Consider the following 24,145-nt stretch of genomic DNA (forward strand, 5'->3'; position numbering starts at 1 on the left):
GGTCGGGGTGCGCCTCGTCCGCACGGCAGCCACCCCCTCCACCCCGGAAAGCCCGTTCGGGCGCATCATCCGACAGGGGGAGGAGGTGCCGGAACCCTCCGAACGGGTGCGTCTGGGAACGGAGCGGGACAGTGTCATCACCCAGCGTGCAGATGCCTGGTCACGCCGGTCGGCCGTCAGGGCTGCCGGATCGCTCTCGGGTGGGCCGCGAGCGCGTCACCGAGCGTGATCTCCAGTTCGATGAACGACTCCTCCGCGCGGCGGGCGGCCACGCTCACGGAGGCGGCCGCGGCGGGTCCGACGAGCCTGCGGGTCGGTGCGCGCAACGCCTGGATGGCCTCGGACCACTGGTTCGAGAGCTTGGCCAGACCGCTCAGCGTGTCGACGAGGTCGTCGGTGTTGTCCGGCGGTGACGCGACGATCTCCGCCAGCCGGTCGCGCAGCGCGTCCAGTGCCGGGTCCACTTCAATCCTCCTGTTGTGCTGCGCCAGTGGGCGGCTGCGGCTGTTGAGGACAAGCGCGGACAAATTCCCCCATGGGCGACACCATATCTCGACCGCGGAGGTGTGGCGCAATGATGTTGCCCCGACCGGACCACCCGGTCAATGACCGCCCATTGCGCGTCTCAACAGGGCTGTTGTCTCAACTGGCCAGCGGTTATGCCGATGCGCTGAAATGGACCGGGTTTCGACGTTCAGCGGGAGCGGAATGCGGGTAATCCTGCTCTTCGTGCATTAACCGGCCCGGCCGGCCCGCTCTCGTGGGCGCTGGCCGGAGTCCGTTTGTTCGGGGTCGTACAAGACATTCCGGTAGTCATCCGTCACGGAGCACCGGAGATGCCGTCGCGCTCACCGACCGACGTCTCCAGCCCCCGGTACAGCAGCAGGCAGACCAGCGAGGCGCCCCCCAGCGCCAGCCACAGCGCGTCGGCACTCGCCGTCAGCAGGGTGGCGGCGAGCAATGGCGCCAGCATGTCCGACACCGCCCACGCCAGCTGGTGCATCGCCGCGTAACGCCCGGTGTGCCCGGCCGGGGCGAGCACCGCGGGCAGCGTGTCGGCGGTCGGCACGTACAGCGCTTCGCCGAACCCGATCAATGCCACCGCCACCAGCAGCAGCGCCACAGCCGCGGCCGGGTACCGGACCGCGAGGAGGACGAGTGTGAACGCGACCACCCACGTCGCGCACGAGAGCTGGAGCGTGCGCAACCGGCGCCGGCCGCGGGTGAGCAGGTGGTTGAACGACGTCGCGACCGCCACCACGGCGCTGCCTGCCGCCACCAGCACCCCCGGCAGCCAGGAGCCCACGCGCAGGTGCTGGAGCACGAAGGTGGGCAGAGCCACCAAAGGCGTGATCACCACGAGGTTGCCGACCAGGTTCAACCCTGCCAGCACCACGTTCGCGGAGTCCGTCAGCGCCGTGCGGTACCCGCCGGACTCCGCTGGGCGCCCGGCAGGCGCCCAGCGGTCGTCGCGGGCCTTCACCGCGGCGAACAGGAGCAGCGCGAGCAGGAAGCTGACGGCGTTGAGCCCCAGCAACGTCCTCAGCCCGCCCACCTCGTCCCAGCTCAGCACGACACCGGACAGCGCCCCACCCGCCGCGAAGCCGACGTAGCGCAGCCCGCGGATCCGGCCGAACCACTGCTCCAGCTCGCCGGGACGCGCGACAACGCCGACGAGCGGCGTGAACGCGCCCCAGAACGCCCGGCCGCCGAGGCTGAACACGAACGCGGCGACGCCGAACGGGACCGGCCCGGTGGAGCCGAGCATCGCGACACTGCCCGCGAACAGCAGCGCGTTGCCGCCGATGACGACGCGGATCGCGCCGTACCGGTCGACCGCCGTCCCCACCAGTGGCTGCGCCAGCGTGGCCGCGCCGAACGCCACGGTCAGCACGATGCCGGCTGTGGGCAACGGCATCGGGACGACCTTGTGGGCGTACACCAGCGCGAACGGTGCGAACAGGCCGTTGCCCAGTGCATCGATCACCATCGCGCCGAACAGCGGCAGCCTGCCCGCGTACCGGTCAGTCACGGACGCGCACGTCGGAGGCGACGCGACGGGCCTCCTGCTGTGCCAGCGCGAAGTACCCGTCGGACAACGGGCGGATGACAAGCCGCTCGACCTGGTAGTAGCTCGACAGCTCGGCCAGTGGGAGCCGCCGCAGCAGCCAGGAGCCGTCGAGGTCGCAGCCGATGGTGTTCTTCCGGAACGTACCGGTCAGCCAGCCGTCGACCTCCTTCTCGCAGGTCCACTCGAACCGGAAGAAGTTCCAGATCTTCTTGGCCAGCTCCGGTGCCCGGTCGAGCGCCGACGGTGCCGCGAGCCCGAACCAGCACTCCGGTCCGCCGACGTCGGCCACGAACGCGTCGTCGGTACCCATCCACACCCAGATGAACGCCAGCAGGTTGGTCGCCGCGCCGTTGGCCGCGGGAATCGCCGACGCTTCGGTGTAGAAGCTGCCCAGCCAGGTGGGGAACCAGATGTAGTACGGACACGCGCCCGCCTCCGGCTCACCGGTGTGGCCGTCGCGGCCGGGCAGCCGGTAGGAGTCCACGCTGGAGAACAGCTTGACCCCGTTCACGCTGGTCAGCTTGACCCCGTACTCCCCGCTGGACAGCCGCAGGTCCGCCGTCTCGTAGAACGACCGCACGTCGCGGAAGAAGCCCGACACGGTGTCGTAGCTCGTCCGCACTTGCGTCATCGTCGAGTCCCTGAACATCGTTCCCCCTTCAGCAGGCAGGCGAACTCCGCGATCACGTCCGGAGGTAGCACGCCCAAGGTTGCGTTGGTTCCCCACAGGTCCCCGTCGACGTCGTCCAGCCACAGGTCGCCGTCCGCGAGGGCCAGCATCTGCGCCAGCGGCGCCGAGACCGCGTGGTGCCGTGCCGCGCCTGTCGTCCACTTGCGGTACGAATGCCTGGCGTACAGACCGATCACCTCGGGGCCGCCCCCGTCCGCCCCGGCGGTCAGCGCGGCGAGGTGGGTGAGCCCGGTGTCGTTGCCGATGACCAGCTCCGCGCCGGCGAACACCTCCACGCAGTCCGCGGCGTCGATCCCCGCCAGCACCACCGGCTCGGCCACACCCGCGAACGCGGCGCGCGCTTCGGCCACGTACCGCCGGTCGACGATGACGGTGATCTCCAGGTCGGTGCCGGCTCGCTCGGCGATGGCCGCGCCGATCGCCGCGAACCCCCGGTACCCGTACTGCTTCACGTCGTGGGAACTGGTCGTCGCCACGAACACGACGTGCCGGGGCCGGACGGTGGCGGCAGCCGAGAAGGTGGGCGCGGGCGCGTGGTCGTGCCGCAGCCGGACACCGAGGGCCTGCTCGACCTGCAGGTAGTAGCGCATGGGCAGGGCCGAGTGCACCACCACGTCCTGGTCGTCGTGATCGAGCCACAGCGGCGCGTGCGGGGGCGGTCCGCTCTCGCCCGGCAGGCGCAGCCGCAGCGGAGGTCCCGCGATCACCCGGACCGGATCGCCGGTCCGGGTGGACACCGAGGCGGGGCCGTCGTGGTGGACCACGTCGACAGGCAGTGAACACCGCCGCATGAGCCCGGACCGCCGCCCCCGGTAGACGAGGTCGTGGTCGCCCGTCTCGGCGAGCGCCTGCGCCGCCGCGAGACCGAGGAGGAAGTCGCCGAGGTAGTCCTGCTGCCAGCCGCTGAACTCCAGCGACCACCCCGCGGTGCGGACCTGGTCGAGCAACGGGGTGGGGCCGGGTGGCCCTTCCCCCCGTGCCCGCCGGTACGGCAGCCGACGGCCGAGCGGAGCGGCTTCGCGGGGCAGCCGGACCGGTCCGCCGCGGGAGCAGAGCACCGGCACCACCTGCCAGCCGGTCAGCACGAGTTCCCGTACGCCTTCAGGACCCGCCACGCCGGCACCCGGCGCGTCCCGGCGGCGAGTTCGTGGACGAGGTCGTCGTAGGCGTGCGCCAGCTCGTCGAGCTGCTGCTCGGCGAGGAGCTGGCGGGCGTGGCCCGGCCGGGAAGCGCGGAACACCTCGGCCCTGATGAACGCGATGGTCAGGCGGTCCACCACCGAACCGAGGGTCTCGGTGTGCATCGGCGTGACGTCGGCCGGTGGCGGCACGTGCCCGGCGACCAGGTCGTCGACGTCCTCGACCAGGGGCACCCTGGCGGCGTTCATCGCGTCGATCTTGCGCTTGAGCGCGGCCACCACGCCGTCGTCGCCGTAGCAACGCCGCACCTCGTCCTCGCTGTGCCACTGTTCGCGGTGATGCCGCAGCAACCGGTGCGCGCACTCGAGGAAACGCGAGCTCGTGCTGTCGGCGGGCACCGAGCCCGATCCCAGCGATGCCAGCAGTTCCGCGCCGGTGGGAATGCGCCACCCGCCATCCGTTCCGTCCCGCATCGGGCCTCGACCTCCTCCGCCTCAACGAAGGAGTGTGGTGAGACGCCCTACACGCCGCCTACATAGCAGGCGAATCGAAACGGCGGCCCGCTCAGAGCCGGCCCACGTCCGTGATCGTCAGCGCCGCCTCGCCCCGCTCGTCGGACTCCGCGAGGTCGACCTCGGCGTTGAAGCCCCAGTCCTTGTCGCCGGCCGGGTCCTCGAAGATCTGCCGGCACACCCACCGCTGCGGCTCGACGTTGATGATCAGGAACGCCGGTCCGCGCGCGTTCGGGCCGGTGCCGATGTCCGAGTGGTCCTCGAAGTACGGCTCCAGCGCGTCCATCCACGCCTTGGCGGTCCAGCCCGACTCGTGGTCCAGCTCGCCCAGGGAGTACCAGTCGCGGCGGGCGGCGAGCTCGACGCGGCGGAACAGGGCGTTGCGGACCAGGACGCGGAACGCGCGGGTGTTGCGGGTGACGGCGGGCGGCTGGTCCACGCGGACCTCCTGCACCGAGCCGTCGGGGTTGGTGAGCTTCTCCCACTCGTCGATCAGCGACGAGTCGACCTGGCGCACCAGCTCGCCCAGCCACGAGATCAGGTCCTGCAGCTCCTCGGTCTTCGCCTCTTCCGGCACGGTCTGCGACAGCGCCTTGTAGCCGTCGGCCAGGTACCGCAGGACCAGGCCCTCCGAGCGCGCCAGGCCGTAGAACGAGACGTACTCGGTGAACGTCATCGCGCGTTCGTACATGTCGCGCACGACGGACTTGGGCGACAGGTGGTAGTCGCCGACCCACGGGTGGCCGCGGCGGTAGGTGAAGAACGCCGCCTCCAGCAGCTCCTGCAGCGGCTTGGGGTAGGTGACCTCCTCCAGCAGCTCCATCCGCTCGTCGTACTCGATGCCCTCGGCCTTCATCGCGCCGATGGCCTCGCCGCGGGCCTTGTGCTCCTGCGCGCCCAGGATCTGCCTCGGGTCGTCCAGGGTGGACTCGATCACCGACAGCACGTCCAGCGCGTAGCCGGGGGCCTCGCGGTCGAGCAGCTCGATCGCGGCCAGCGCGAACGGCGACAGCGGCTGGTTCAGCGCGAAGTTGAACTGCAGGTCCACGGTCAGCCGGAAGTCGTCGTCGTCGCGTTCCACGACACCCGCGGCGACCAGCGCGCGGTACATCGCGAGCGCGCGGCGGATGTGCCGCAGCTGCTTGGGACGGTCCTCGTGGTTGTCCTCCAGCAGGTGCCGCATCGCCGCGAACGCGCCGCCGCCGGGGCGGCCGATGACGTTCAGCAGCATCGCGTGCGAGACCTGGAACGACGAGGTCAGCGGCTCGGGCTCGGCGCCGACGAGCCGTTCGAAGGTCGTCTCGCTCCACGACACGAACCCGTCCGGCGCCTTCTTGCGCACGACCTTGCGGCGCTTCTTCGGGTCGTCGCCGGCCTTGAGCAACGCCTTGCGGTTCTCGACCTCGTGCTCGGGCGCCTGCACCACGACGGTGCCGACGGTGTCGTAGCCCGCGCGCCCGGCCCGGCCGGCGATCTGGTGGAACTCCCGCGCCTTGAGGATGCGGGTGCGGGTGCCGTCGTACTTCGACAGGGCGGTGAACACGACGGTGCGGATCGGCACGTTGATGCCGACGCCGAGCGTGTCCGTGCCGCAGATGACCTTGAGCAGACCGGCCTGCGCGAGCTGTTCGACCAGGCGGCGGTACTTGGGCAGCATGCCCGCGTGGTGCACGCCGATGCCGTGCCGCACCAGCCGCGACAGCGTCTTGCCGAAGCCGGAGGAGAAGCGGAAGTTGCCGATCAGGGCGGCGATCGCTTCCTTCTCCTGCTTGGTGGCGACGTTGACGCTCATCAGCGACTGCGCCCGCTCCAGCGCGGCGGCCTGGGTGAAGTGCACGACGTAGATCGGCGCCTCGCGGCCGTGCAGCAGGTCCTCGATCGTCTCGTGCAACGGCGTGAGGACGTACTGGAAGTTCAGCGGCACCGGGCGCTGCGCCGAGCGGACCACGGCGGTCGGGCGGCCGGTGCGGCGGGTCAGGTCCTTCTCGAAGAACGTGACGTCGCCCAGCGTCGCCGACATCAGCAGGAACTGGGCCTGCGGCAGCTCGATCAGCGGCACCTGCCACGCCCAGCCGCGGTCGGGCTCGGAGTAGAAGTGGAACTCGTCCATCACGACCTGGCCGACGTCGGCCTGGACGCCGTCGCGCAGCGCGATGTTGGCGAGGATCTCCGCGGTGCAGCAGATGATCGGCGCCTGGTCGTTCACCGAGGCGTCGCCGGTCATCATGCCGACGTTCTCCGGCCCGAACACCTCGCACAGCGCGAAGAACTTCTCCGAGACCAGGGCCTTGATCGGCGCGGTGTAGAAGCTGCGCTGGTTGCCGGCCATGGCGACCAGGTGGGCCCCGATGGCCACGAGGCTCTTGCCCGACCCGGTCGGTGTGCTCAGGATGACGTTCGCCCCCGAGACGAGCTCGATGACCGCCTCCTCCTGCGCTGGGTACAGCGCGAGGCCGCGTTCGGCGGCCCACCCGGAGAAGGTGTCGAACAGTTCGTCTTCGTCGGCGATCGAGGTGAGCCGGTCGGTGAGTGCAGTCATCGCGGGTGAACTATAGGTGGTACGCGTACTCGGTGAACTCCCAGTCGGTCACGAACCGCTGGAAACGGGCCACCTCCTCCCACTTGAAGTCCACATAGGACCGCACGAAGTCCTTGCCCAGCACCTCGACCATCGCCGTGTCCTCCTCCAGGTAGGCGAGGGCGTCCGGCAGCGTCGCGGGCAGCGTGGGGGCCTTGGACGGGTCGTAGCCGTAGCCCGCCGAGGGCCGCGGCGGGTCGATCCGGTCGCGAATGCCCAGGTAGGTGGCGGCGATGAGACCGGCGATGGCCAGGTACGGGTTCGCGCTCGCGTCACCGAGCCGCAGCTCCAGGCGGGTGGTCTCGCCGCGCTCGGCCGGCACCCGCAGCATCGCGCTGCGGTTGTCCAGGCCCCAGTCGATCAGCCACGGCGCGAGCGAGTCGGGACCGAACCGCTTGTAGGAGTTGACCGTCGGGTTGAGCAGCGCGGCCAGCGCCGGGGCGTGGGTCAGGATGCCGCCGATCGCCCAGCGCGCCTCGTCCGACAGGCCGTGCGAGGTGCCCGCCGCCTGGAACGCGTTGCGGCCGTCCTCCTCGTGGCAGGACAGGTGCAGGTGGAAACCGGAGCCGCCGCCGTCGTTGAACGGTTTGGCCATGAACGTCGCGAGCCGGCCCTCGCGCCGGGCGAGCTCCTTCACCGAGGTCTTGAAGCGGAACGCCCGGTCGGCCGCGTCCATCGCGGGGGAGTGCACCAGGTTGATCTCGAACTGGCCGCCGGCGTACTCGTGGTTGCCGCCGGTGGTCTGCAGACCGGCCGAGCTCAATGTTCGAAGAGTTCTCAACAGATGACCGTCTGAGTCGCCACGCCGCCCGGTCGCGTAGACGTTGCCCGGCTCGTCGCAATATGGCCGCCACCCGTTCGGGCGATCTTCGTCGGGCTCGCACAGAAAATATTCCAACTCGGGTCCGATGACCGGCGACAGCCCGGTGGTGCCGAATACTTCCAACGCCCGCCGGAGCACCTGCCGGGGCGACTCGTCGACGGGTCTTTCGTCGGCCGGGCTCACCGCGTCGCCGATGCACCACGCCACCCCCGGTTCCCAGGGGATCGGCAGCAGCGTGTCGAGGTCGGGCACCACGATCACGTCGGGCAGCCCGGCGTCGAGGACCCCGCCGTTCTCGGTGGTCTTGCCACCGGGGGTGGTGCTGTAAACGGCCCGGCAGAACGACAGGCCGCGCTGCGTCACCGCAGGTAGATGTTCCACGAGGACGTCGCGGCCCCGGTCGGTGCCGAGCAGGTCGGGGAAGACCACGCGCACCACGTCGATGCCGTCCTCGCCGAGTCTCGCCGCGAGCTCCCGTGTCACCTGTTCACCGACCACGTCGAACTACCTTTCCGGCACAGTGTGTCGCTGGAGCGGAGGGGATAACGTTGAGGCACAAACGCTATCTACCGTCCGTGGAGCAAAGACCGTCATTGGTCTCAGCAGGGGGCTCCACACTCATCGTCCACCACGGGGCAACAGTCCGTAACTGGACGGGTGACGACGGTCACGAGATCATGCACGATGTGGCATGGTGATCACAGTGCGAGAAGACTCGCACCGGATCGAAACCACCAGGTCGAAGACATACTTCGGAACCGCAAGTATTGTGCCGGGAACACCTGAGCTCGAGCACGGGAGACTTTCAGTTGTCTGGTCACCACACGATTGCCGAGACCGAGAAGGCCGTCCAGGCCAAGCTCGGTGCGGTGCCGCTGCATCGCGAGCAGATGGCGGCGGTGTCGAACATCCACCGCGCCGCGACCGCGATCCGCCAGCACCTCGAGAACTCGGTGCTGCGCACCAGCGATCTGACCTGGACCGGCTTCGTCGTGCTCTGGGTCGTGTGGATCTGGGGCGAGATGGAGACGCGCTACGTCGCGGAAGAGGCCGGCATCTCCAAGGGCACCCTGACCGGCGTCGCCAAGACGCTGCAGTCGCGGGGCCTGCTGGAGCGCCTCGGCCACCCGACCGACGGGCGCCTCGCGGTCCTGCGTCTCACCCCTGAGGGTGAAGAACTGATGGCGGTCCTCTTCCCCAAGTTCAACGAGGAGGAGGTGTTCGTCTCGGACCCGCTGGAGTCCTCGGAGGCGCAGTCGCTGGCCGAGATGCTGCGCCGCATGGTGACGCACCTCGAGGCCAACGGCGAGCAGCGCCGCCTCGACCTGCGCGGGGACACGCCGCTGCCGCCCCGGCGCTCCGGGCGCCGCGCGAAGCACGGCTGATCCCGACACCGGCGATGGGCGACTCACCGGGGGTGAGTCGCCCATTTCGGCGTTGAACCGCCGTCCGGCCGACCCTGTGACCAGGCCTACAGCAGGCTGAGGACGCGGGCGTGCAGGGTGTCGAGGTACTCCTCGGACTCCGGCTTCATCAGCACGCTGCGCAGCACCCGAGCCCCGTCCGCGTCGGCCGCCACCCCGGGATGACGTGCGGCGAACGCCTCCTTCGACGCCCGTGCCACGCTCAGGAACACCGGGTCGACGGCGGCGTTCATCCCCGTCTGCATCACCCGCTGCGCCGCGCTGTCCACAGCCGACAGCGTCAACGGGTCCGTCCGCGGGAAGTACGTGACGATGTCCAGCTCGGGCTCCTGGTAGAGCTCCAGCCGCTCGGACTCCCTGATCAGCCCCGCCCACCGCACCGCCGCCCGCCGTCCCGCCGCCAGGACCTCTCCCAGACCGGCGCGGGTCAGCGGGAGCAGCTTCAGCGTCAGCCACAGCCCCGCGGCGGCGGCACCGGCTCGTGAGCACTCCAGGCTGATCTCGCCGAGGTGCATCTCGTCCGAGGTGAAGTAGGTGTAGGGCGAGTCGTGCAGGTAGAAGCGGCCCACGGCCGGGTCGCGGAACAGGACCGCGCCGCAGCCGTACGGCTGGAGACCGTGCTTGTGCGGGTCGACCACCACGGAGTCGCACGAGGCGATGGCCTCCCACGGCTCAGGCGCGAGGTCCGTGCCCGCGAGCAACGTGAAGAAGCCGCCGTAGGCACCGTCCACATGCACCCGCACGTCGTAGCGGCGTGCGACGTCCACCACGAGATGCACCGGTTCGATGGCACCCAAAGCGGTGGTTCCCGGCGTCACCACGACCGTTCCGACCTTGCCGCCGCGCAGGAGCCCCTCCAGGGCGTCCGGATCCATGCGCCCGCGACCGTCCACAGGCACCGGAAAACCCTCGACACCGAGCACGCCGCACATCCGCGAGTGCGTGTAGTGCGCCTCGGAGGAGTACGCGATGCCACGGCCGGGATGCAGCGAACGGGCGACGAACAACGCCTCCAGGTTGGCGATCGTGCCGCTGGAGGTGAGGTGGCCCAGGTGCTGCTCGCCGTAGCCGAACATGCCCGCGAGCGCCGAGACGACCTCGCGTTCCATGGCGGCGGTCGCGGGGCCGCCGTCCAGCGCGTGGTTGTTCGGGTTGATCAGCATCGCCGACAGGTAGCCCACGACCGCGGCCGGGTGCGGCGGCTTGAGCATCTGGCCCGCGTAGCGCGGGTGGAAGAACGGGTAGTTGTCGCGCAGCCGGTCCTGCAGCTCCGCCAGCGCCGAGCCGAACAGCGCCGGGTCGACCTGGAGGGACGGGTGGGGTGTGAAGGTGCCGTAGTCGGCGGTCCACTTCTCGTGGTTGGCCAGCGCCTCGTTGAGCCAGTGCTGAAGATCCACCGCACACCCCACCCGTCCGATCTGGTCGTTCGAATTCGGACGTTACGGCAGACCCCAGCGCGAGGACGAGCCGATGGCCGGTACATCACGGGGTGCGACATCCGGACGGGTGCCCTTGCGGCTGACGACGGCCGTCTGACCTCGGCGCAACGGCACGACGACAGCCGTCCCCTGCTGCTTGTGGTCCAACCGCCGGCCCCACTCGTCACGCACGTCGACGTCGCCGGTGATGCCGTGCTCCAGGACGAGCGGCGATCCCGCCTCCGAGTGCACCCGCACCCAGTCGGTCCGCCCGCCCGACCGCGACGCGTCGACCAGGAACGCCCCCTGCGTGCGCAACGACGAGATGGACGCGTCGGCCCACGTCTGCGACACGGACGGGAACACGCGCACGACCCCGTTGTGGGACTGGACCATCATCTCCAGCACCGCCTGGCCGGACATGAGCGGCGACTCGATCGCGAGGTTGCTGCCCTCGCGGTAGAAGCTGTTCTCGGTGAGCACCGCGTTCGTCCCGACCGGCTTGCGGTCCAGGAAGTGGTGCAGGAACGCCAGCGCCTCCTCCGGCCGTCCCATCGCCGAGGCCATCGCGGACGCGGCACCGTAGCTGTAGCCGGCCCACAGCTCGCGGCGTGACACCCAGTGGTCGAACGTCTTCGCGATCAGGTCCCGGTGCTCGGCCATGTCCCAGGTCAGCTCGCGCAACGGGTAGAACCACAGCAGGTGCGAGAAGTGCCGGTGCGAGTCGTTGAGCGGCACGTCCTTGCCGATCAGCACGCCGTCCGGGCCCAGGTGGTAGGGCACGAGCCGGTTGAGCACGTCACGCCAGCGCGCGTTCTCCTCGACGGACAGCAGCGTGCGCACACCCCAGCGGATCAGCGAGAGGTCGTACGTCGTGTCCGTGGCGTTGGCGTACTCCGGTGAGCGGGTCTCCGGCAGGTGGAGCTTGCCGTCGGCCCCTTCGACGAGGAACCGCGCGTAGTAGTTGACCGCCTTGGTGAGGATCGGGAAGAGGACGTCCTTGAGGATCTTCTTGTCCATCGTGTGCCGGTAGCCGAGCCACACGTTGTGGCACGCCCACAGAAGATTGCCCGTGTGGTCATTGGGCGCCACACCGGGCACACCGCAGTAGCGCGGCCCGGAGCGCAGCGTGCGGTCGCCGGGGTGGCAGATCGCGTAGGAGTTGCCGTCGCGGTAGGCCGGGTTCACGTTGCGTTCGAGGTGGTGCTCGTAGCGCTTCAACGTCGTCGTGACCGCGTCGAGCTCGTGGTGGTTCGAGCCGTTGACCAGCGGATACGAGATCTGGACGTTGAGGTTCCACCACACGGCCGTCCAGCTGTTGCCCTGCTCGGGGAACCACGGACCCCACTCGCTGATGACCGGCGCGTCGGCACGGGTGGCGGCGGCCATCTTGTAGAGCTGCAACCAGTAGAACCGCTGCACGAGCTTGTCCGGAACTGAGACCAGCGACTTCACGTAGTACGCGTTCCACCAGCGGCGGTGCTGCAGCAGCAGTACCTCGAACGGGATCGCCAGCGCCGTGCGCACCTCACGGATCGCATCAGACGTGTGCGTGTCCGCCGGGTGCGTGTACGCCACGTGGGCCGCGAAACGGCCCCCACGCGTCGACCAGGCCGTCGTGTAGCCACCACCCGCGTGCAGGGGCTGCGCGGCGTACGAGACGCCGCCGGCCGCGCCCAGCGACGGGTCCGGGTTCGCCGTGTAGTCGGCGGGCCTGCGGACCTGGCGGGTCGTCGCGGACTGCAACGGCTGGAATCCCCAGGTCACGTCGCCGCGCACGGACGCGAGGAACGTGCTGCGCGTGTTGTGCACCAGCATCGTGAAGGTGGCACTGCCCTGGGTGGTGGTCACCGAGCCGGTGAGCTCGGCGTTCCACAGGTCGAGCGTCCAGTCGACGGCGGTGATCGCGCCGGCGAACTGCAGCGTGAGGTACCCGATCGGCAGCCTGGACAGGCCGATCGCGGCCTCCCAGTGCTCGCGCTGGTCCTGCACCTCGGAGTGGCTGAGCATGAGCTTGAGCTCGTTGGGCGTGCGCCCGGCGTAGACCTGCACGCCCAGGAAGCCGTTCGCGAGGAACGGGCTGTCGCCCCAGTTCTGCGGCAGCCGCTTCCACTCCATGCGGGCATCCCGGACGACGTCCCGGTGCACGCTGCTCGATCCGTGGTGACCCGATGTCTCGGGTGCGGCGACGGCCGTGCTCGCACCCAGTGCGGATGCGCCGACGGCCGCGCCCGTGCCGTACAAGAACGTCCTGCGCGACAACTCTGTCAACGTTCGTCCCTCCGTGCCGTGGCGGCGGCGGAAGGGATACTACGCAGAATTCATCCGATGACTAGGGCAGTGAGAACCCGGCGTCGGTCAGGATCTGCTGTGCGGGCGCGCTGAAGAGGTAGTCGTAGAACTGCCGCGCCTCCGGGTCACCGGACACGATGCCGACCGGGAAGTCGATCAGCGCCGGCTCCGGCGCGAACATCTTGGGCCGGTACAGGCCGTTCGCCACCACGTCCGTCTCGTAGACGAACGCCGCGTCGACCTCGCCCGACGTCAGCTTCGCGAGCGTCTCCTTGACGTCCTGGCCACGCACCTTCGGCTCCGGCAGGGCTCCGCCGCGGAAGCTGCCGTCGGCCAGCACCTTCCTGGCCGCCTCGCCGCACGGCGCCTCCTCGACGCACATGGCGAACGTGGCGCGCGGGTTCGACTGCCCGGCGAAGCTCGCGAGCCCCTGGACGTCCTGCGGGTTGCCCTGCGCGGTCGCCAGCGCGATCCGGGTGCGCGCGAAGACCTTCGACGGCACCTTGATGCTGCCGTGGCTCGCGGCGGCGAACACGTCCGCAGCCGGTGGTTTGCTCACCTGCGCCGCCAGCGCGAGCTGGAGCCGAAGGTGAACACCGGGACGACGTGGTAGGTCTCGGTGAAGGACACGGCGATCTTCGTGAACGCCTCGGTCAGCGCCGCGTCCGCGAACACGGTGACGTGCTCGACCTGCGGCGTCTTGTCGTTCAACGGTGCGGAGCAGGCCGTCAGCAAGGCCACGGCCACCAATGCGATGCGCTTCACGCGTGAACCCCCAAGTTCGACCGACACGCTAGCAGCACAGGTGTGAGCCAAATGTTGTTGCACAACTCTGGCCACAACAGGGTTGTGGCAATTAGCGTGACCGCACATGTCAGCCATTGCCATGCACATGAGCGACGGACTGCTGAACGCGCCGACGTCGATCGCGTTCCTGGCCGTCGCGGCGGTGGGCGTCGGGATCGCGTTGGTCAAGGCCCGCGCCGACCTCGACGACCGGACCGCTCCGATGGCGGGCCTCGTCGCCACCTTCGTCTTCGCCGTCCAGATGATCAACTTCCCGATCCTGCCCGGTGCGTCCGGGCACCTGCTCGGCGGGGCGCTCGCGGCGATCCTGGTCGGCCCCTGGGTCGGCGCGCTGTGCGTGACGATCGTGCTGGCGGTGCAGGCGCTGCTGTTCGCCGACGGCGGCCTCACGGCGCTGGGCACCAACGTCACCAACATGGCGCTGATCGGCACCGCGGCCGGGTTCGCCGTCGCCGTGGCGCTGCGGGGGCTCGCGAACCGGGGCAAGGGCGGGCTCGCGGTCGTCGCGTTCGTCTCCGCGCTGGTCAACACCCTGCTGGCCGCGACGGGGTTCGTCGTCGAGTACGCGATCGGCGGGCAGGGCGGGGTGGAGATCGGCAAGGTCGCGCTCCTCATGCTCGGCCTGCACGCGCTGATCGGCATCGGCGAGGGCCTGATCACCGCCGCGACCGTCACGTCGGTCGCCGCGATCCGGCCCGACCTCGTGTTCCTGCTCAAGGGCGGCCGCAAGCCGCTGGAGGTGCGGTCGTGAAGAGGTTCTTCGCCGGGTTCGCGGTGGTCTCGCTGCTGATCGCCGGGGTGCTGTCGTACTTCGCCTCCGGCGACCCGGACGGTCTGGACAAGACGGTCGAGGACACCGGCATCGCCGAGCACGCGCGGGAGCACCCGTTCGCGGGCAGCGCGTTCGCCGACTACGCGCTGGGCGGTGACGACCGGTTCACCGGTGTCGCGGGCGTGCTCGGCGTGGTGGTCGTGCTCGGCCTGTCGTTCGGCCTGTTCTGGTTGCTGCGCAAGAAGAACAACGCGTGAGCGGCAGCCACGGCGTCCTGCACCACGCCGGTGACTCACCGGTGCACCGCCTGCCGCCGCACGTCAAGATCCTGGTGGCGTTCGGGGCGGTGCTGGGCGTCGTGGCCACGCCGCGCACACTGGTCGCGCTCTTCGGCCTCTACCTGCTCGTGCTCGTCGCGGTGTGGGCGGTCGCGCGCGTCTCGCCGTGGTGGTTCCTCAAGCGCGCGGTGATCGAGGTGCCGTTCGTGGTGCTCGCGTTCCTGCTGCCGATCTTCGGCACGGACCCGCGCACCGACGTCCTCGGCGTCCCGGTCTCGGTCGAGGGTGCGCTCGCCGGCTGGAACATCCTGGTCAAGGGCACGCTGGGGGTGCTGATCAGCCTCACGCTGGCCGCCACCACGGCACCCGGCGACCTGCTCAAGGGCCTGCAGCGGTTGCGCGTCCCCGCTGCGATGATCATGATCGCCACGCTGATGCTGCGCTACGCCGAGGTCGTGACGGGCGAGGCGAGGCGGATGCGCGTCGCCCGGATCTCCCGCGGCGACGACCCGCGGTTCCTGTGGCAGGCGGGCGCGCTGGCGCGGTCGGTCGGCACGTTGTTCATCCGGTCCTACGAACGCGGAGAGAGGGTGCACCTCGCGATGGTGTCGCGCGGCTGGACCGGCGGGCCAGCGGGCTCGGCGACGATCGTCCCCGAAACCCCCGCCGCCCCGGCGTTGCACGTCTCGAAGCTCGCCTTCGCCTACCCGGACGGCCACCAGGCACTGTTCGGTGTGGACCTGCGCGTGGAACGCGGTGAACGGGTCGCGGTGCTCGGCCCGAACGGTGCCGGCAAGACCACGTTCGCGTTGCACCTCAACGGGGTCCTCTCCGGCGGCTCCGGCACGATCTCGGTCGCGGGCCTCGACGTGACCAAGCGGAACCTGCGCGAGGTCCGCCGCCGGGTGGGGCTGGTGTTCCAGGACCCGGACGACCAGCTGTTCTGCCCGACCGTCCGCGAGGACGTCGCGTTCGGACCGCGGAACTTCGGCATGTCCGATGTGGACGACCGGGTCATGGCGGCGTTGCGGGCGGTGGGGATGGAGCCGGTCGCCGACCGCTCACCGCTGCACCTGTCCGGCGGTCAGCGCCGCCGCGTCGCACTCGCCTCCGTGCTCGCGTGCGATCCCGAGGTCCTCGTGCTGGACGAGCCGTCCGCGAACCTCGAACCGGTCGCCCGCCGCGAGCTCGCCGAACTGCTCCTCGGTCTGGGCCGGACGATGCTGGTGGTCACGCACGACCTGCCGTTCGCCCTGCAGATCTGCCCGCGCAGCGTGCTGGTCGACGGCGGCGTGGTCGTCGCGGACGGTCCGACCGGGGAGATCCTCGCCGACGCCGACCTGCTCGCCCGGCACCGCCTGGAACTGCCCTACGGCTTCCGCCTCGACTGAAGGCCGCTGACCACGATCCCCAGCAGCACATCGGGGTTCGCGCCCTCGTGCAGGCTGCGCAGCATCCCCTTCATCAACGCCACCAGGTCCTTCGTGGTCACGTCCGGCCGCACCGCGCCGGCCTCCTGAGCTCGCTGCAGCAGGCCGCCCAGCGCCGCGTGCAGCCGGTCGCGCAGCTCCGACGGCACCTCGATCGCGTCCGACAGGTCGCGCTTGGCCGCCGCCTCGTCCGCCATCCGCCCGAGGAACGCGGCCAGTGCCTCGCCCGGATCGCCGGTGGGAGCGGAGGCCGACTCGATCATCGCGGACACGCGCGCGTCCGTGACGGCCTGGAACAGCGCCTGCTTGGTCGGGAAGTGCCGGTAGACCGTGCCGGGGCCCACACCGGCATGCGCGGCGATCTCGTCCAGCGGCACCTCGATGCCCTTGACCGCGAACAGCTCCCGTGCCGCTGCCAGCACCTTCTCGCGATTTCGCGCGGCATCGGCCCTCATCGTTGCCAACCGGGGCGTGCGTTCCGTATCGTCATAACCGGGGTCACCGTTCCGATTCTAGAGTTGTGGGGGCAAGGTCATGACGCGTACACCGGCGGAGATCGTCGAGCACGTCCGCAGGCAGGTCTCGGGGGAGCAGAGCCACGACTCGTTCGCGGACCTGTTCGCCGAGGACGGGGTGATGGCGTACCGGTTCCCGGCGCCGTTCCAGCAGGAGGAGATCAAGGGGCGCGAGGAGATCCGCGCCTACTTCGACCAGATGAGGGGAGCACGGGTCCGCGAGAAGATCGAGATCCAGCACGTCGAGGCGATCACCCGGCTCACCGACGACCCGGACGTGGTCGTCGCGGAGATCACCCACCGCGGGTGGTCGACGGTGAAGCAGGACCACTACACCTTCACCGCCATCGCGATCATCCACCTGCGCGACGGGGAGATCACGCGCTACGACGACTACATGAACCCGTTGCTACTGACCGAGCTGCTGGGCGTCTGACGCGCGGTTGCGGCGTTCGGCCAGCACCGCGGCCAGGTACGGGTAGGGGTGGACGTGCTCGGTGCGCGGCGACCGGACGGCGGTGCCCACGTCGTCCGCGAGCCGCGTCCCGAGCTCGGTCCGCGCCTGCTCGCTCAGCTCGTGGTAGCGGCCGAGGTACTGCCGCGCCGCGAGCACCAGCTCCTCCGGCAGCTGCGACAGGTCGAGCCCGCGAGCCCAGTCCGCCAGCACCGCCGGCATCTCCACCGGCGCCACCACCTGCCCCGGCGCCCGCGTGTGCACCACGACGGTGCCCGCGAGGTAGTCGCCGACCCGCTTGCCCTGCGCGGAGAACAGCGACACGAACAACGCCACGGCGCCACCCAGCCCGAGCGCCCAGAAGTCGACGAAGAACCCGCCGAGCGCGCGCACCAGGGCGTGGCGGAACCGGATCGCGCCACCGTCGTCACGCACCACCCGCAGACCCATCACGAGCTTGCCCAGCGACCGGCCGCGGCTCAGCGACTCGACCGCGGCCGGGTAACCGACCAGCACGGCGATCGTCAGCGACAGCGCCAGCGCCGACTGCAGCGCCCCGTCGAAGTCGACCGGTGACAGCAGGAACACGCCGAGCAGCAACAGGAACTGCACGAGCACGTCGAACGCGAACGCGACCGCCCTGCTGGCCAGCCGCGCCACGCGCAGGTCAAGAACTACCGCTTCACCGGTGACGAGGTCCCCCACGCCGATAGTGTGACCCATCGTGGATCTGGACGTGTTCATCGAGCGCCACCGCGCGTCGTGGCAGCGGCTCGACCAGCTGCTCCAGCGGTCGGGACGGCGGCTCACCGGCCCGGAGGCCGACGAGCTGATCGAGCTCTACCAACGGGTCACGACGCACCTGTCGACCGTGCGCAGCCAGATGCCGGACGTCGCGACCGTGGAACGCCTGTCCGCACTCGTCGCCCGTGCGCGCGCTGTCGTCACGGGCACGCACACGCCCGCATGGCGCGTCTTCACCCGGTTCTTCACGCACCGGTTCCCCGCGGCGGTCTACCTCGGCCGGCGCTGGTGGGTGACGGCCGGAGTGGTGTTCTACCTGCTGACCGGTCTCATGGCGGCGTGGATCGCGGGCAACCCGGACGTGCAGGCGACCATCGCCGCACCGGACGAGCTGCGCGAGATGACCAGGGCCGGCGGCGGCTACGAGGCCTACTACTCCAGCGACCCGGCCGGGTCGTTCGCGGCGAAGGTGTGGACGAACAACGCCTGGGTCGCCGCCGCCTGCCTGCTGCTGGGCGTGCTGTTCGCGCTCCCGCCGATCTACCTGCTCTTCACCAACGCCCTGAACCTCGCCGTGGGCGTCGGCCTCATGTTCGGCGCCGGCCGCGGCGACGTGTTCCTCGGGCTGCTCGCCCCGCACGGCCTGCTGGAGCTGACGGCGGTGTTCGTCGCGGCCGGCATCGGCATGCGGCTGGGCTGGCAGGTGATCGACCCCGGCCCGCGCACCCGTGCCGCCGCACTGGCCGCCGAGGGCCGCTCGGTGGTGGCCGTGGCGCTCGGGCTGGTCGTGGTGCTGCTCGTGTCCGGTGTGCTGGAGGGGTTCGTGACGCCGTCGGGGTGGCCGACGTGGGCGCGGGTCGGCATCGGCGTGGCCGCCGAGGTGCTGTTCCTGCTGTACGTCTTCGTCGTCGGACGGCGGGCGGCGCGGCAGGGCGAGACCGGTGACGTGGCCGCGAGCGAACGCGACGACGTCGTGCCGGTCTCGGTCTAGGCCGCGGAACTGCGTGAGCCGGTTGAAGCAGCGCTCGACCACGTTGCGGAGTTCGTCGAGGCCGGGGTCGAAGGCCGGTGGCCTTGATCCGACGCCTGCGTAACGCGGTCCGGGTGTTCGTAGGCCTTGTCGGCGATGACCCGTCCGGCCCGCACCCGCTGCCCCGTCGGCATCGATGTCGTGGATGTCGTGGATGTCAATCCTCCGCGGGAGCGTCCGAGGCATTCGCCGTCGATGGCGAGGGCTTCGATCCAGTCCGCGCAGGCCCCTTCCTCCGGGCGCCGCCCGTTCAGAGCTTCCCGGCGGCCTTCAGCGACAGGTAGCGGTCCGCGAGCGCGCGCGGCAGGTCGTCCGGCACCGCGTCGACGACCTCGACACCGTGCCGTGCGAGCAAAGCGGTGAGGCGGCGGCGTTCGGCCAGCGTGCGTTCCGCGGCGGCGGCGGAGTACACCGCCTCCAGGTCACCGCGTCCGGCGGCCATCGCGTGCACGGCCGGGTCGGACACCGACGCGATCAGCAGGCGGTGCCGTGCGGTCAGCGCGGGCAGCAGCGGCAGCAGGCCGTGCTCGATCGACGGTTCCAGCGACGTCAGCAGCACGACCAACGACCGCCGCGCGGCGCGCCGCAGCACCTCCGCGACCATGCCGCGCGCGTCGAACTCGACCAGCTCGGCCTCCAGCGGCGCCATGGCGTCGACCAGCAACGGCACCGTCGCGCGCGGCACCGAGGCCCGCACCTTCCCGCTGTGGGCCAGGAAACCGACCTGGTCGCGGGCCTTGATCGCCAGCGCCGACAACAGCAACGCCGCGTCCATGGACGTGTCCAGCCGCGGCAGGCCGCCCAGCGAGCCGTCGACCCGTGCCGCGGCGGTGCGGGCGGTGTCGAGCACGATCAGCACCTGCCGGTCGCGTTCCGGCCGCCACGTGCGCACCACGACGTCCGTCGAACGAGCCGACGCGCGCCAGTCGATCGAGCGCACGTCGTCGCCGATCACGTAGGTCCGCAGCGAGTCGAACTCCGTGCCGGCACCGCGGATCAGCGAGGCCCGGCGGCCGTCGAGCTCCCGCAGGCGTTCCAGCAACGGCGGCAGGTGGCGGCGGCTGTGGAAGGGCGGCAGCGCGCGCACCGTCCACGGCACCTCGTGCGACCCCTGCCGGGCCGCGATCCCCAACGGCCCCACGGACCGCACGGTCACCCGGTCCGCGGCCCGGTCACCCCGCCGCACCGGCCGCAGCTCGAACGTCAGCGTCCGCGACCCGCCGGCGGGCACGTCCACGGCCACCCGGTCGGCCACCACACCGGCCGAGGGCGCCCACGCGTCCCGGAGAACACCGCGCAACCGGCGGCCGGGGTTGTGCACGGTCAGCCGCACCGAGCACGGCTCGCCCGTGCGCACCGACACCGCTCCCGCGCGCGTGAACGTCAGCCGCCGGACACCGGCGGCCAGCGCGAGGTCGACCGCCACGCACAGCACCAGCACGCCGAGCATGACCAGAACCCCTTGCCACGACGGCAAGAGCAGTCCGACGACGAGCACCCCGATGAGCGCGAGCAGCGCCGCGCGGCCCGTGAGCGCCACGTCAGCGCGGCACCTGGACGGAACCGAGCACGCCGTCCAGCACGCCGTCCGCCGTCACGCCTTCGAGCTCGACCTCCGGGCGCAGCTCCAGCCGGTGCCGCAACGCAGGGCGGGCCAGCGCCTTCACGTCGTCGGGCGTCACGTAGTCGCGGCCGGACAGCCACGCCCACGCTCGTGCGGCCGCGAGCAGAGCCGTCGCGCCACGCGGGGAGACACCCAGCCGCACGGCGGGGGACTGGCGGGTCGCCCGGCACACGTCCACGACGTACGCGATGACCTCGGGTGCCACGGTCAACGCGCGCACGGCCGCCGAACCGGCCTCCAGGTGCGCCGCCCCGGCCACCGGCGACAGGTGCGTGAGGTCGCGCGGGTCGAACCCGGACGCGTGCCGGGTCAGCACGTCGATCTCCTGCTCCCGTTCCGGCACCGGCATGGTGACCTTGAGCAGGAACCGGTCCAGCTGCGCCTCGGGCAACGGGTAGGTGCCCTCGTACTCCACCGGGTTCTGCGTGGCCACGACGATGAACGGCGAGGGCAGCGGCCGGGTCCTGCCGTCGGCGGACACCTGCCGTTCCTCCATCGCCTCCAGCAGCGCCGACTGCGTCTTGGGCGGCGTGCGGTTGATCTCGTCTGCCAGCAGCAGGTTCGTGAAGACCGGGCCCTCGCGGAACGAGAACGCGGCGTTGTGCGAGTCGTAGACCAGCGACCCGGTCAGGTCGCCGGGCATCAGGTCCGGCGTGAACTGCACCCGCGTCGTCCCCAGGTCCAGCGCCTTCGCCAGCGCGCGCACCAGCAGCGTCTTCGCCACGCCGGGCACGCCTTCGAGCAGCACGTGCCCCTTGCACAGCAACGCGAGGATCAACGACGTCACCGCGGCGTCGTTGCCCACCACGGCCTTGCCGATCTCCGTGCGCAACGCCACCAGCGCCGTGCGTGCTTCCTCGGTGGTGACCACTGCCGTCATGCCTTGCGCACCTCGTTCTCCAGAGCGTCCAGCTCGTCGGCCAGCGCGACCAGCCCCCGGTCGTCCACCTGGCCCGTGTCGTAGAGCAGCGTTCGCACCTCGGATGCCGAACGCCTCGTCCTGCGGGCGATCTCCTCCGACGGGTCGTCGCCCGGTGGCAGGCCCAGCAGCGGTGCCAGCCGGTCGCGGGCCGCCTGCCGCAGGACCGCCGCCGCATGACCCGCCGCGTGCGCCGAGCGGTACAGCCGCGCCCTGCCCTCGACCGTCTCGGCGGCGCGCACCACGACCGGAAGCTGTTCCGGCACCACCCGGCCGAGCCTGCGGGCTCGCCACAGCGCGACCAGCACGGCCGCGACGCCCAGCTGCAGCGCACCGAACAGCCACCCGGCCGGGACGAGGTCGACCGGCGCCTTCTGCCGCGAGCGGTCCGCGGCGGTCGGCAGGTACCAGACCAGCCGCTCGTGCTGGCCCAGCAACGCCAGCGCGAGCGCGGCGTTGCCCTCCTCGTCGAGGTCGTCGTTGGTGAAGACGCCGCCGAACCCGATGGTGGTCACGGTTCCCGTGCGCACCAGCGTGGAGTCGTAGCAGCTCTGCTCGCCGGTGTAGGTGAGGCCGCCGGTCTTGGCCGCACCGGCCTTCTCCGCGAGCGGGCAGCTGGGCTGCCGGGTCCGCACCTCGACCCGGCCCAGGTCGCCGGGCGGTGCGACGAGCACCGTGGCCGCGGCGGTCCGGCTCAGCCCGGCCAGCCGGTCGGGGTCGATGAGGTTCGAGTGCGTGACGAACAGCGTCGCACCATCCACTCTGGACACATCGTCGGTGAGCTCGACGCTCACCCCGTTCTGGCGCAACAGCTCCGCGACGGCGTGACCGCCTTCCGGGCGGAACGAACGGGGGTCGAGCGCGCCGCCCTCGCCGCTGCCGCGCAGCAGCGTGATCACGATCGCCGCCGCGAGGATGACCGCGCCGATCACCAGCGGCCCCTTGGCCGCGGCCCAGATCCGCCCGGTGCCGGGGGAGACCGCCGTCATCCGCGCACCCGGTCGTCCACGGCGACCAGCTGCCGGTAGCCCTGTGCCGTGGCGGTCCGGCCGCCGTACCAGACGTCGTCGAACTGCACCGCCGCGCCGCGCAGGTCGCCGGCCAGCACCGGGAGTGCCCGGCCCGCTTCGAGGGCGACCTCGTCCACGGTGCGGCCGGCCCGTGCGTCGAGCACGCCGCGTTGTTCCAGTTCCCGCACTATGGCGCGGAACCGTTCGCGCACGGCCTCGGCCAGGTCGCCGGCGGCCGCGGCGCGGTCGGCGGCGGCGCGGTGCCCGTCGGCGGTCAGGACGGTGTCACCGAACACCTCGGCGCCCGAGCGCAGGGTGCGCACAGCGCGCCCGGTGCGCAGCCGGACCACGACCACGACGAGCACCACCACCGCCACGATGATCGCGACGGCGGTGGTGCCGCTCATGCCACCGGATCCGGCGAACAGCTCGCCGAGCCGTTCGAGCACCCAGCGCAGGGCGCGTTCGAGCGGGTTCGGGTCGTCGGAGACGTACGCCGGGTTGCTCAGCTCCCGGGCCGCCGCCTCACGCGCCTCGTCGCGGCCGAGATCGACGGGTACGTCAGAGACCGCCATGTCCCGCGGCCCGCTGGAGTTCGATGTCCATGCCCTCCGCGCGCATCCGCCGGTCGACGTAGACCAGCACCGTCACCGCGGCGGTGAACGGCAGCGTGATCGTCGAGGCGATGATCGCGCCGATGGTGGACAGGACCAGCGAACCGGTGCTCAGCGCGGCCGTGGGGTCGCTGGAGAAGCCGGTCGTGGCCGCACCCAGCAGGCCGAACGGGATGCCGATGATCCAGTTGATGATCGCGCTGATCACCGAGGCGAGCAGCAGGATGCCGAACGTCCGCCACCACGCGCCCCGCACGAGGGTGCGTGACCGGCCAAACGCGGTGCGCACGCCACAACGCTCCAGCACCAACGCCGGCGTGACGAGACCGAACAGCACCGACAGCCAGATGCCGGGGACGATGCACAAGATCACGCCGACGGTGACGACCAGGCCGAAGAGCAACGTCGCGCCCAGCAACGGCAGCAGCCGGGGCTTGAACTCCTCCCAGGCCTCGCCGAACGTGACCGGCTGGCCCAGCACCGCGCGGCCGACGACGACGGTGACGAAACCGGACAGGAAGACCGTGCCGAGCAGGATCAGCAGCGCGCTCAGCAGGGTGCCGGTGAAGAAGCCGGTCAGCCCGCTCGTGAGCCGGTCGACCGCCTCCTCCTGCGTGACGGTGTTCGGGTCGATCGCCGCCACCGACGTGAGGTCGTCCAGGAACGGCAGCTGCACCAGCAGACCCAGGACCTGCGTGACCGCGGCGACCACGGCGGCCGCACCGATGATCAGCTTCGGGTGCCTGCGCATGGTGCCGACGGCACCGTCGACGATCTCGCCGACCGTGAGCGGCCGCAGCGGGATCACACCGGGCTTGATCGTCGGCTGACCTCCCGGCGGCGGCGGCGCGTAGTAACCCGGCGGAGGCTGCTGCGGTTGCTGCTGGTGGGGCTGGTCTGGTGAAGACCAGCCTGGCGTGTCGGTCATCGCGGCTTACCCCCGGTCGTGGTGTTGGCGGAATCCTGCCAGACGCGCGCCTGCGGTTCAGGTCAACCGCAG

The 24,145-nt window shown here is 70.9% G+C and carries 24 protein-coding genes and 1 pseudogene; 7 read left to right on the forward strand and 18 right to left on the reverse strand.

Annotated elements, in window-relative coordinates; genetic code table 11:
- Positions 1 to 176: 176 nt before the first annotated feature.
- The 7 genes from ADL03_RS11340 to ADL03_RS11370 form a co-directional block, all read right to left on the reverse strand.
- Positions 177 to 464: a hypothetical protein gene (locus ADL03_RS11340; protein WP_053733331.1), complete on the reverse strand. Its 288-nt coding sequence runs from the start codon at positions 462 to 464 to the stop codon at positions 177 to 179.
- 356 nt (positions 465 to 820) lie between these two features.
- Positions 821 to 2,032, reverse strand: a complete 1,212-nt coding sequence (locus tag ADL03_RS11345) for an MFS transporter (RefSeq protein WP_053733332.1) — start codon at positions 2,030 to 2,032, stop codon at positions 821 to 823.
- Positions 2,025 to 2,702, reverse strand: a complete 678-nt coding sequence (locus ADL03_RS11350; protein ID WP_157528481.1) for a hypothetical protein — start codon at positions 2,700 to 2,702, stop codon at positions 2,025 to 2,027. The genes ADL03_RS11345 and ADL03_RS11350 overlap by 8 nt, the downstream gene beginning before the upstream one ends.
- Complete coding sequence (locus ADL03_RS11355) at positions 2,699 to 3,877, reverse strand: glycosyltransferase family 9 protein (protein ID WP_157528483.1); 1,179 nt, start codon at positions 3,875 to 3,877, stop codon at positions 2,699 to 2,701. The genes ADL03_RS11350 and ADL03_RS11355 overlap by 4 nt, the downstream gene beginning before the upstream one ends.
- On the reverse strand, positions 3,841 to 4,374 hold the full coding sequence (locus tag ADL03_RS11360; RefSeq protein ID WP_053733335.1) for a DUF4254 domain-containing protein: 534 nt from the start codon (positions 4,372 to 4,374) through the stop codon (positions 3,841 to 3,843). Before ADL03_RS11360 ends, ADL03_RS11355 begins: the two co-directional genes overlap by 37 nt.
- A gap of 91 nt (positions 4,375 to 4,465) precedes the next feature.
- Positions 4,466 to 6,952, reverse strand: coding sequence for an RNA helicase (locus tag ADL03_RS11365; protein ID WP_053733336.1), 2,487 nt, complete (start codon positions 6,950 to 6,952; stop codon positions 4,466 to 4,468).
- A 10-nt stretch (positions 6,953 to 6,962) separates the two neighbouring features.
- Positions 6,963 to 8,312, reverse strand: coding sequence for a glutamine synthetase family protein (locus ADL03_RS11370; protein WP_053733337.1), 1,350 nt, complete (start codon positions 8,310 to 8,312; stop codon positions 6,963 to 6,965).
- A gap of 311 nt (positions 8,313 to 8,623) precedes the next feature.
- On the opposite strand from ADL03_RS11370, the gene ADL03_RS11375 reads away from it, so the two are divergent.
- Positions 8,624 to 9,199 (forward strand): MarR family winged helix-turn-helix transcriptional regulator, encoded by a 576-nt coding sequence (locus tag ADL03_RS11375; protein ID WP_053733338.1) that lies wholly within the window; start codon positions 8,624 to 8,626, stop codon positions 9,197 to 9,199.
- Between the two features lie 86 nt (positions 9,200 to 9,285).
- On the opposite strand, the gene ADL03_RS11380 is transcribed toward ADL03_RS11375, so the two are convergent.
- The 4 genes from ADL03_RS11380 to ADL03_RS48325 all read right to left on the reverse strand — a co-directional run bounded on the left by ADL03_RS11380 (position 9,286) and on the right by ADL03_RS48325 (position 13,713).
- Positions 9,286 to 10,635 carry an aminotransferase class V-fold PLP-dependent enzyme gene (locus ADL03_RS11380; RefSeq protein WP_053733339.1) on the reverse strand — a complete coding sequence of 450 codons (1,350 nt, stop codon included), beginning with the start codon at positions 10,633 to 10,635 and terminating at the stop codon, positions 9,286 to 9,288.
- 42 nt (positions 10,636 to 10,677) lie between these two features.
- Entirely contained in the window at positions 10,678 to 12,927 is a 2,250-nt protein-coding gene (locus ADL03_RS11385) for a glycoside hydrolase family 95-like protein (protein WP_053733340.1), read from the reverse strand.
- Positions 12,928 to 12,988: 61 nt separating this feature from the next.
- Positions 12,989 to 13,507, reverse strand: coding sequence for an extracellular solute-binding protein (locus ADL03_RS11390; RefSeq protein ID WP_053733341.1), 519 nt, complete (start codon positions 13,505 to 13,507; stop codon positions 12,989 to 12,991).
- Positions 13,504 to 13,713: a hypothetical protein gene (locus ADL03_RS48325; RefSeq protein WP_053733342.1), complete on the reverse strand. Its 210-nt coding sequence runs from the start codon at positions 13,711 to 13,713 to the stop codon at positions 13,504 to 13,506. Before ADL03_RS48325 ends, ADL03_RS11390 begins: the two co-directional genes overlap by 4 nt.
- Before the next feature lie 106 nt (positions 13,714 to 13,819).
- Between ADL03_RS48325 and ADL03_RS11400 the strand changes: the two genes are divergently transcribed.
- The 4 genes and pseudogenes from ADL03_RS11400 to ADL03_RS49520 all read left to right on the forward strand — a co-directional run bounded on the left by ADL03_RS11400 (position 13,820) and on the right by ADL03_RS49520 (position 16,196).
- The gene (locus ADL03_RS11400; RefSeq protein WP_197288261.1) at positions 13,820 to 14,506 is read left to right on the forward strand and encodes an energy-coupling factor ABC transporter permease; all 687 of its coding nucleotides are present in this window, start codon (positions 13,820 to 13,822) and stop codon (positions 14,504 to 14,506) included.
- A complete protein-coding gene (locus ADL03_RS11405; RefSeq protein ID WP_053733344.1) occupies positions 14,503 to 14,784 on the forward strand; it encodes a PDGLE domain-containing protein in 282 nt (93 codons plus the stop codon). The genes ADL03_RS11400 and ADL03_RS11405 overlap by 4 nt, the downstream gene beginning before the upstream one ends.
- A 41-nt stretch (positions 14,785 to 14,825) precedes the next feature.
- A pseudogene (cbiQ, locus tag ADL03_RS49515) lies at positions 14,826 to 15,419 on the forward strand (cobalt ECF transporter T component CbiQ); the annotation flags it as partial.
- The gene (locus ADL03_RS49520) at positions 15,408 to 16,196 is read left to right on the forward strand and encodes an energy-coupling factor ABC transporter ATP-binding protein (protein WP_053733944.1); all 789 of its coding nucleotides are present in this window, start codon (positions 15,408 to 15,410) and stop codon (positions 16,194 to 16,196) included. The pseudogene cbiQ and the gene ADL03_RS49520, both read left to right, overlap by 12 nt.
- On the opposite strand, the gene ADL03_RS11415 is transcribed toward ADL03_RS49520, so the two are convergent.
- A complete protein-coding gene (locus ADL03_RS11415; RefSeq protein WP_053733345.1) occupies positions 16,175 to 16,690 on the reverse strand; it encodes a TetR/AcrR family transcriptional regulator in 516 nt (171 codons plus the stop codon). The two genes, ADL03_RS49520 and ADL03_RS11415, sit on opposite strands and share 22 nt — an antisense overlap.
- Before the next feature lie 79 nt (positions 16,691 to 16,769).
- On the opposite strand from ADL03_RS11415, the gene ADL03_RS11420 reads away from it, so the two are divergent.
- Positions 16,770 to 17,186 (forward strand): nuclear transport factor 2 family protein, encoded by a 417-nt coding sequence (locus tag ADL03_RS11420; protein ID WP_053733346.1) that lies wholly within the window; start codon positions 16,770 to 16,772, stop codon positions 17,184 to 17,186.
- On the opposite strand, the gene ADL03_RS11425 is transcribed toward ADL03_RS11420, so the two are convergent.
- The gene (locus ADL03_RS11425) at positions 17,160 to 17,909 is read right to left on the reverse strand and encodes an RDD family protein (protein ID WP_231641754.1); all 750 of its coding nucleotides are present in this window, start codon (positions 17,907 to 17,909) and stop codon (positions 17,160 to 17,162) included. The two genes, ADL03_RS11420 and ADL03_RS11425, sit on opposite strands and share 27 nt — an antisense overlap.
- A 19-nt stretch (positions 17,910 to 17,928) precedes the next feature.
- On the opposite strand from ADL03_RS11425, the gene ADL03_RS11430 reads away from it, so the two are divergent.
- Positions 17,929 to 18,939 (forward strand): stage II sporulation protein M, encoded by a 1,011-nt coding sequence (locus tag ADL03_RS11430; protein WP_053733348.1) that lies wholly within the window; start codon positions 17,929 to 17,931, stop codon positions 18,937 to 18,939.
- A gap of 289 nt (positions 18,940 to 19,228) precedes the next feature.
- Here ADL03_RS11430 and ADL03_RS11435 read toward each other — a convergent pair whose 3' ends face one another.
- From ADL03_RS11435 to ADL03_RS11455, 5 genes are read right to left on the reverse strand one after another with little or no spacing between them, the layout of a single operon-like run.
- Positions 19,229 to 20,518: a DUF58 domain-containing protein gene (locus ADL03_RS11435; protein ID WP_053733349.1), complete on the reverse strand. Its 1,290-nt coding sequence runs from the start codon at positions 20,516 to 20,518 to the stop codon at positions 19,229 to 19,231.
- Between the two features lies 1 nt (position 20,519).
- Positions 20,520 to 21,482 carry a MoxR family ATPase gene (locus ADL03_RS11440; RefSeq protein ID WP_053733350.1) on the reverse strand — a complete coding sequence of 321 codons (963 nt, stop codon included), beginning with the start codon at positions 21,480 to 21,482 and terminating at the stop codon, positions 20,520 to 20,522.
- Positions 21,479 to 22,510: a DUF4350 domain-containing protein gene (locus ADL03_RS11445; RefSeq protein ID WP_053733351.1), complete on the reverse strand. Its 1,032-nt coding sequence runs from the start codon at positions 22,508 to 22,510 to the stop codon at positions 21,479 to 21,481. Before ADL03_RS11445 ends, ADL03_RS11440 begins: the two co-directional genes overlap by 4 nt.
- The gene (locus ADL03_RS11450) at positions 22,507 to 23,106 is read right to left on the reverse strand and encodes a DUF4129 domain-containing protein (protein WP_053733352.1); all 600 of its coding nucleotides are present in this window, start codon (positions 23,104 to 23,106) and stop codon (positions 22,507 to 22,509) included. Before ADL03_RS11450 ends, ADL03_RS11445 begins: the two co-directional genes overlap by 4 nt.
- Positions 23,093 to 24,073 carry a hypothetical protein gene (locus tag ADL03_RS11455; RefSeq protein WP_063798538.1) on the reverse strand — a complete coding sequence of 327 codons (981 nt, stop codon included), beginning with the start codon at positions 24,071 to 24,073 and terminating at the stop codon, positions 23,093 to 23,095. Before ADL03_RS11455 ends, ADL03_RS11450 begins: the two co-directional genes overlap by 14 nt.
- Positions 24,074 to 24,145: the final 72 nt, after the last annotated feature.

It is taken from the genome of Nocardia sp. NRRL S-836 (genome assembly GCF_001279525.1).
In the GTDB taxonomy this organism is placed as follows: domain Bacteria; phylum Actinomycetota; class Actinomycetes; order Mycobacteriales; family Pseudonocardiaceae; genus Lentzea.